The sequence below is a fragment of the Aureivirga sp. CE67 genome (assembly GCF_015767245.1).
GTDB lineage: Bacteria > Bacteroidota > Bacteroidia > Flavobacteriales > Flavobacteriaceae > Aureivirga.
Genome location: NZ_JADOTV010000035.1, coordinates 21,360 through 29,174 on the forward strand (window position 1 = coordinate 21,360; position 7,815 = coordinate 29,174).

Sequence of the window (7,815 nt, forward strand, 5' to 3'; positions counted from 1 at the left end):
TTGAACAGTTCAAAAGTATTTTTAAAAAACGAGATTTCCATAGAATTTTTATCCGTTAACCTAGCGTTAACCTTCAAAGCATTTTCTTGATTTAATATTTCTTTAAAACATTCCGCCAGCAATTCTTCCTAACTTAGAATAGAAAATTACTCTAATTACTATTCATTCAAAAATTAGAATAATGAAGAAACTTTATATTTTTTTGATTCTTTCTTTCCTTTTCAGCTGCTCGGATGACGATATGACTTCGGACGGAAATCTCACTGGGTTTTCAAATACACAAATAATTAAAGGAATAAATTTCATCACACAACAAGTTGTTGACCAAAGAAGTGAACAAGTTAACACAGATATTAATCATAAAAATGAATTTATCTACATTGGACGAACCAACACTGCTAATCTTTTTATTTTACAAATTGGAAAAGTAAACACGACAAATGGAGCTGTAAGTTTTGGAAACGTAAACAATATAAATTATGATTATGGAAGCCCACCTTCTGTTAGTTTAAATGATTGGGGGAAAGCTGTAGAAGTTCATAAATCTAATTCTACATCAAATTACTATTATAGAGGAGGGAAAATCACATCTGAAAATCCACTTTTTTTTCAGTTTGATAAAGATAATCACAAATTTGATACAGGAAATAGTAATCCTTCGATAGATATCACGGATGGAAAACCGAATTTTTATATAAGTACCGTGCATTCTAGTCACGGAAAAATTTATTCTCGTTCTGCTACTTACAAAATGAATGGAAATAATGAAACCTATACATGGGAAGATTCTATGCCGGTTTATGAAGGAAATAACCCAAGAGTTTCCATAAATAATAATTTTCAGGCTGCAATGGTTTTCGAAAAAAATGATGGAAATGTATATATTGCTGTTGGAATTTTCGGTTTAAATGGTACAATCGTTTGGGAAAAACCAAGCTCTTTTGGAAAAGGAACAGAAGCGGATGTTCATATTTCTGATAATGGCGATGTTTTCTGTGTTTATCAAAACAATAAAAAAATTATTACTAGAACTGGATTGATTCAGAATTTCAAATCTGTAGAATGGAGTTCAACACAGTACACCAATTATATCGGAACAAATCCTTCTATTTCTTCCAATAAAGAAGTAGTTATTCTCACTTATAACGGAAGTACGGGCGTGAATTGGTTTCATGTCGGAAAATTCAACTATTAAATCAAAAACATTGAATTTTTTAAGCTAGAAAATAGTAATAAACAAAATTCATTTCTGATTTAATATTTCTTTAAAATAATCTGAGAACAATTCTTTCTAACTTAGAGTATAACTGACATATTTCAATAATCTAATCCTTTAATGATGAAGAAATTTTATACGATTCTTTTTCTATTTTTAATCATTAGTTGTTCAAAAGATGATTCTTCTTCAGACGGAAACAATTCTTTTTTATTAAATACAACAAAAATAAAGGGAATAAATTTTATATCTGAAAAAGTAATTGATGAAAGAAGTATACAAGTTAATACTGATATTAATAGTAAAAATGAATTCATATTTGTTGGTAAAACAGATGTTGCAAACATTTTTATTCTTCAAATAGGGAAAGTAAACCCTAGCAATGGAGCATTGAGTTTTGGAAATGTAAACAATATCAATTATGATTACGGAAACCCGCCTTCTGTACAATTAAATAATTGGGGAAGAGCTATTGAAGTTCATAAATCTAATTCTTCTTCTAATTATTATTATCGTGGTGGAAATATCACTTCTGAAAATCCACTTTTTTTTGAATTTGATGATGACAATCACCGATTTGACGGAGGTTCTGGTCCTCCATCTGTTTCTGCAAATGATGGAAATCCATATTTTGACATTTTAACAGTACATGAAAATCACACAAAAATATATTACAAAGCTTGTAAATTCATTTTAGATGATGGAAAAGAAACTTATAACTGGAGAGATTCTTATAAAACTCCCTTACTTGGACGAAAACCGAGAGTTTCTATCAATAACAATCATCTTACAGTGATGGTATTTGAAGGTCTAAATGATGGAAAAGTCTATATCGTAAAAGGAGATTTTCAAATAAATGGAGTCGTAAATTGGGGAAAACCTGAAGTCTTCGGAACAGGAAATGAACCCGATGTTCATCTTTCGGATAATGGAGACATTGTAAGTGTTTTTCAACAAAACAAATCTATAAAAACAAGAACTGGACTTTTATCAAATTCAATTTTTCAATGGAGTCCAATTGAAAGTACATCTTTTATCGGAACAAATCCTAGTATTTCTGCAAATTTTGAAACTGTAATCCTAACCTATAACGGAAGTACGGGCGTGAATTGGTTTCATGTCGGAAAATTCAAATATTAATATTAAAACCAAAAACCATGAAATATTTTTATCAAATTATAAGCATTACTATTTTTAGTTTTATTTTATTTTCTTGTTCAGATGATGATGATTCTACTGTACCTCCTATTTCAGATTGTCCTTCGGGAAATATATTCTTAAAAACACAGGCTGATATTGAAAATTTCAAAACTAAATATGAAAACTGCACGATTTTAAATAATGATTTAAAAATTTCTGGAAATGATATTACGAGTTTACAATCTTTATCTTTCTTGAAAGAAATTCATGGCGACTTGGAAATAGACTCCAACGCAAAACTTACGGATTTAAAAGGATTGGAAAATCTGAAAATTATCACTGGAGAACTTGATATTAGTGACAATGCTCTGATTGAAAACCTAGAAGGTCTAAATGGATTATTGATTGTAGATGACTTAATCACAATTGCACAAAATCCGAAACTCGAAAACTTAAACGGTTTGGATAATTTAAATGCTGCAACTGGTGGAATTTCTATTGAATATAACAACAACCTTTCTCAAATTAGCGGATTTCCCTCTATAGAAACCATTGATGATTTTTTCAATATTAGTTTTAATAATAATTTGACAAATATTCAAAACATAGATATTTCAAATTTTGATGGAGATTTTATTGTCAATTCTAATGATAATTTAGGTGAAATTTCAGGTATAAAATTTAAGCAAATCTATGGAGACCTTATAATTATTGATAATCAAAATCTTGAAGCAATAAAAAATATGAACGTAGAAATTATTGGTGGCGTTTTAAATCTTTACGGAAGTTTGGATATTACTGATTTATCAGGATTTGAAAACATTACTTCTATTCAAGACAATTTAAACATTACGCTAAAAAATTTCGAGAATATTCAGTTTCTTAAAAATTTAAATAATATTGGTGGACTTCTTATTTTGGAAGGGTTTCAATCTTTAGATGGTCTACAGAATCTTACTTTTATTGATGGAGATCTAATTCTGGATACTATTGATTCTTTTCAAGGTTTAAATAATTTAACTTCTATAAACGGGAGTTTATTAATCAGTGATTGTACAACACAAGACATGTCTGGTTTTGAAAACTTGGAAACTATTAATGGAGATTTAAGTATTGAAGAATCCAATCTTTCAAATTTTAATGGTTTAGATAAACTTGGTTCCATTCCTGGAGACTTAGATCTTCAATTAAACCCAAATCTTACAAGTTTGGACGGATTAGAAACTCTTACAAGTATTGGAACTAACATTTTAATTAGCTCCAATGATAATTTGATGAGTTTGGACGGACTTAATAATCTTAATAATGTATCTGGTAGTTATATTTTTGTTGCAAATAATTCTAAACTTAGTATGTGTAATGCTTTATGTGATTTATTAAATAGCGGAACACACCCGGATGATTTAACTTTTGATCATAATGCAACTGGTTGTGACTCTAAAGCTGAATTAGAAGCAACTTGTCCATAATAATATTTTTTCTATTTTTATGGAAAAATAACACACTATGAATTTTGTAAAAATTACACTTAAAACATTTTATATCATAGCGATACTGTTTACTATATTTTTTATTATAAATTATATTTTTAAAGAAAATTGGAGCTGGATATATATCCTTATTGTTTCTTTTGTTTTCTCAGGAACCTATATCGGAAGTAACATTTTCGATTATGATTTTTACAATGATATGGATACAAAAGATTACTTAGAAACTAATCATGAAAGTAAAATAAACTTTAGTGATAATAATTGGAATAAATTAAAAAACATCGAAGAAATCAAAGAATATCCTTGTATTAAAATTGAAGAAAAAAAGGATTCTATCAAATACAAAATTAAAACTGGTTTTATTGTTTCTTTAATTGAATTTAAAAAAGAGAACAATCAAATTATCTCTAAAATTCACAAAAAGTATTTTGGTTTTATTCCAGACAAAGCTTTAAACTATAAAATATTGAGAAATATTTCTCATCAATTAAGCTAAAACTATGTTTCGTTTAAACTCAGAAATCTAAACAAAAAATCATTTTTACTTCAAATAAAGAAATTGTATACAAATCGCGATGAATTGTATACAATTTCTGTTTTAAAAACACCGCAACTTTGTCAAATAATTGAATCCAAATTAATTGACAAATGAAAAAAATAATTTTATTCGCTACTTTTTTACTTAGCAATCTTGCAATTTTCGCTCAAAACGAAGCAGACAATATTCTTGGTGTTTGGGAAACCGAAGACAAGGATGGAAAAATTGAAATCTACAAATGTGGAGAAAATTATTGCGGTAAACTTCTTGAAGGATCGGACATTTTTGAAAAAGACGGAATCACTCCAAAAAAAGATGTAAAAAATCCAGATCCAAAACTACAATCAAGAGATATTCCTGGAATTACGATTCTTACCAATCTAACTTTCGATGGAGAAGAATATGAAGATGGAAAAATCTACAATGCAAAAAATGGAAAAACCTATAAATGTTACATCTGGCTGGAAGATGGAGATTTATTTCTACGTGGATATTTAGGTTTACCAATTTTGGGACAAACTACAAAATGGACAAGAATTAAATAAACGAAGAAGATGAATTTAGAGTTTTTAAATAAAGATTTGACCGGTAAAACAGTTGTTTTTACTGGAGGAACGGACGGAATGGGAAAAATCGCAGTGAGTAAACTTGCCAAAATGGGAGCTCAGATTTTTCTTTTAGGTAGAAATAGAGAAAAAGCTACGGATGTTGTAAATGAACTAAATTATTTAGCAAAAAAGCAGAATTCATTTTACATTCCTTGTGATTTGTCTTCTCAAAAAAGTATTCGAAATGCTGCCAAAATTATTCTAGATAATTGTCTAAAAATTGATTATTTGATTAATTGTGCTGGAATGAATGCAGGAGAACGAAAAGTAACGGAAGATGGTTTAGAAATGACTTGGGCTGTAAATCATTTAGCACCTTTTTTATTGAATAATCTTTTGCTAGATCGTATGATTTCTTCTGCACCTTCCAAAATTGTAAACCTATCTTCTGCAACAGAAAAAAGTGGACATATTCACCTAGAAGACATTCATTTGACAAAAAAATGGAGCACTTTTAGGTCGTATACACAAGCGAAACTTGCGATGAATATGTGTACGAGAAAATTAGCAAAACAACTGGAAGGAACTGGAGTTACAGTAAATGCTTTGAATCCTGGATTTATTAAAACGAATCTTTTGCGTGATTTGAAAGGTTGGGAATCTTTAGTTGGAATTCCGTACATGTTTTTCTTTGCTTCGAAAACAGAAGTTGGTGCAAATCGTATTTTAAATCTGGCACTTTCGGAGGAGTTTAAAAACGAAAATGGAAAATATATTTATGAAGAAAAAATTCGAGATCCGAATCCAGAAGCTTTGGATGAAGAATTGGTAAATAAAGTTTGGGAGCTTTCAAAAAAGCATGTTGGTTTGTAAAATAAATAGTATTTTTAAGTAAAATGAGTGATTTTTTCAAAATAGAGACACTTTCTGAAATGTTTAGGTTTATGAATTTACCTGGACCTAAACATCCGCTGATTACTTTCATCGATTATTCTGAAACTCCTTTTAAGATGAAACTTCCGAAACATAAATTCATTTGTAATTTTTATCAAATTTCTTTTAAAAGTGATCAAAATGGTTTTGTAAAATATGGAAGAGAAACTTATGATTATCAAGAAGGAACTTTGATTTATGTGGCGCCAAATCAGGTTGTGGAATACGCAACTTCTGATGAAGTAGAAATGAACAGTGGTTGGACTTTGTTTTTTCATGCAGATTTGATTCGTTCTTTTTCTTTGGATAAAAAAATGAAGGATTATAGTTTTTTCAATTATCAATCCAATGAAGCTTTGCATATTTCTGAGAAAGAAAAGGAAATTATCGAATCGATTATGCATAAAATTCAGATTGAATTAGATTCTAATTTGGATGATTTTAGCGAGGAAGTAATTGTTTCCAATCTGGAACTTTTGTTTAATTATTCAAAACGGTTTTACAATCGACAATTTATCACAAGAAAACGTTTTAATTCTGATGTGATTTCTGAGTTTATAGATTTATTAGAAAATTATTTTGAGAAAAACATTCAGCAAGAATCTGGACTTCCAACAACACAATACTTTGCAGAAAAACTGAATTATTCCTCGAATTATTTAAACGAATTAGTAAAAAAACAAACAGGAAAAAGTGTTTCAGAACATATCAATTTTAAAGTTTTAGAATTGGCAAAAAGCAGTTTATTAAACACAACTAAAACTGTTTCTGAAATTGCTTTCGAACTTGGTTTTACTTACTCACAATATTTTAGTCGTTTTTTTAAAAAAAATACTGGAAAAACACCAATTGAATATCGAAAAATAAGCTGATATGGAATTTATACAACACACCAAAAATTGGGCTAAAGGAGAAATTATAGAAGCAATCATTATGGCAATTTTTGGAGCTTTGATTGTTTTATGTAGTTTTTTTCTTTGGAAATTTGGAAATACGCCTTTCGAAAAAGCTTTAATTATTCCACTTTTTGTAGTTGGTTTCATTCCTTTATTTATGGGAATTTCAGGAGCAATTTCAAATAAAAATAGAATTACAGAATATCAAAAAGAGTGGGAGAAAAATAAAATAGAATTTATAAAAACGGAGAAAAAACGTGTAGAAAGTTTTGATCAAATTTTTAAATATTCTTATCCAGGAGCTTTTATCTTTTTAGTTGGTGGTGCAATTTTATTTTTCCTAATCAAAACTCCAACTTGGAAAGCAATTAGTTTAGCAATGATGACTTTAGGTTTAATGGCTTATTTTATTGATCATTTTGCAGCTGAACGAGCAGATATTTATCTTAAACACATTAATAAAACTATAGAAAAATCCAACATTTAGTGTTGGATTTTTTTGTTTCAAAATTAATTATACGCAACATTTTATACCATTTTTCAAAAAAATATTTTACTACGCAAAAAGACTGCATACTTCCTTCTCACCTTTGCTGTGTTGAATGAAATAAACGAGAAATTGTTTACGGATTTTAGACAAGAAGCAATCGTCTAAATGGAATAAGACGCGAGACATTTCGAATAAAAAGATTTTCTGTGAAGAGCCAATTTTTATTTACATCTGAATATGCTAGTCACGTAATATAGGTTCGAATCCTGTTTGCTTCTCTAAAATTTGTCAAGAATAACTTACTTCAATTTTCTGATAAAAAAGTTATTCGATTACAAATTTTAAAACAATAAAATAGATCCATAGAAGTTTACTTCCGTCGTTAGACACTAGATTTTCACTTTAGCTTAACTTCTAGATTTTCTATTTTTTAATTGGTCCATACACGGCTTTTTCATAAAAAAAGAGTGATTCCAAAAAAATGATATTTTTGTTTCGCCAAAAATCAAAATACATCATGAAATCACTCAAAAAAACGAAATTAAAAGATACTATGAAGAATTG

The 7,815-nt window shown here is 28.7% G+C and carries 8 protein-coding genes; all 8 read left to right on the forward strand.

What is annotated here, in order from left to right:
- Window positions 1–181: 181 nt before the first annotated feature.
- The 8 genes from I0K12_RS21465 (at window position 182) to I0K12_RS21500 (ending at window position 7,248) form a co-directional block, all read left to right on the forward strand.
- Window positions 182–1,195: a hypothetical protein gene (locus tag I0K12_RS21465; protein ID WP_196890239.1), complete on the forward strand. Its 1,014-nt coding sequence runs from the start codon at window positions 182–184 to the stop codon at window positions 1,193–1,195.
- Between the two features lie 144 nt (window positions 1,196–1,339).
- A complete protein-coding gene (locus I0K12_RS21470; protein ID WP_196890240.1) occupies window positions 1,340–2,356 on the forward strand; it encodes a hypothetical protein in 1,017 nt (338 codons plus the stop codon).
- Window positions 2,357–2,373: 17 nt separating this feature from the next.
- On the forward strand, window positions 2,374–3,825 hold the full coding sequence (locus tag I0K12_RS21475) for a hypothetical protein (protein WP_196890241.1): 1,452 nt from the start codon (window positions 2,374–2,376) through the stop codon (window positions 3,823–3,825).
- Window positions 3,826–3,862: 37 nt separating this feature from the next.
- Window positions 3,863–4,342 (forward strand): hypothetical protein, encoded by a 480-nt coding sequence (locus tag I0K12_RS21480; RefSeq protein ID WP_196890242.1) that lies wholly within the window; start codon window positions 3,863–3,865, stop codon window positions 4,340–4,342.
- Between the two features lie 152 nt (window positions 4,343–4,494).
- Complete coding sequence (locus I0K12_RS21485) at window positions 4,495–4,929, forward strand: DUF2147 domain-containing protein (RefSeq protein ID WP_196890243.1); 435 nt, start codon at window positions 4,495–4,497, stop codon at window positions 4,927–4,929.
- Between the two features lie 9 nt (window positions 4,930–4,938).
- Window positions 4,939–5,805, forward strand: coding sequence for an SDR family oxidoreductase (locus I0K12_RS21490; RefSeq protein WP_196890244.1), 867 nt, complete (start codon window positions 4,939–4,941; stop codon window positions 5,803–5,805).
- Window positions 5,806–5,876: 71 nt separating this feature from the next.
- Window positions 5,877–6,737, forward strand: coding sequence for a helix-turn-helix domain-containing protein (locus I0K12_RS21495; protein ID WP_196890245.1), 861 nt, complete (start codon window positions 5,877–5,879; stop codon window positions 6,735–6,737).
- A 1-nt stretch (window position 6,738) separates the two neighbouring features.
- Window positions 6,739–7,248 carry a hypothetical protein gene (locus I0K12_RS21500; RefSeq protein ID WP_196890246.1) on the forward strand — a complete coding sequence of 170 codons (510 nt, stop codon included), beginning with the start codon at window positions 6,739–6,741 and terminating at the stop codon, window positions 7,246–7,248.
- Window positions 7,249–7,815 lie beyond the last annotated feature (567 nt).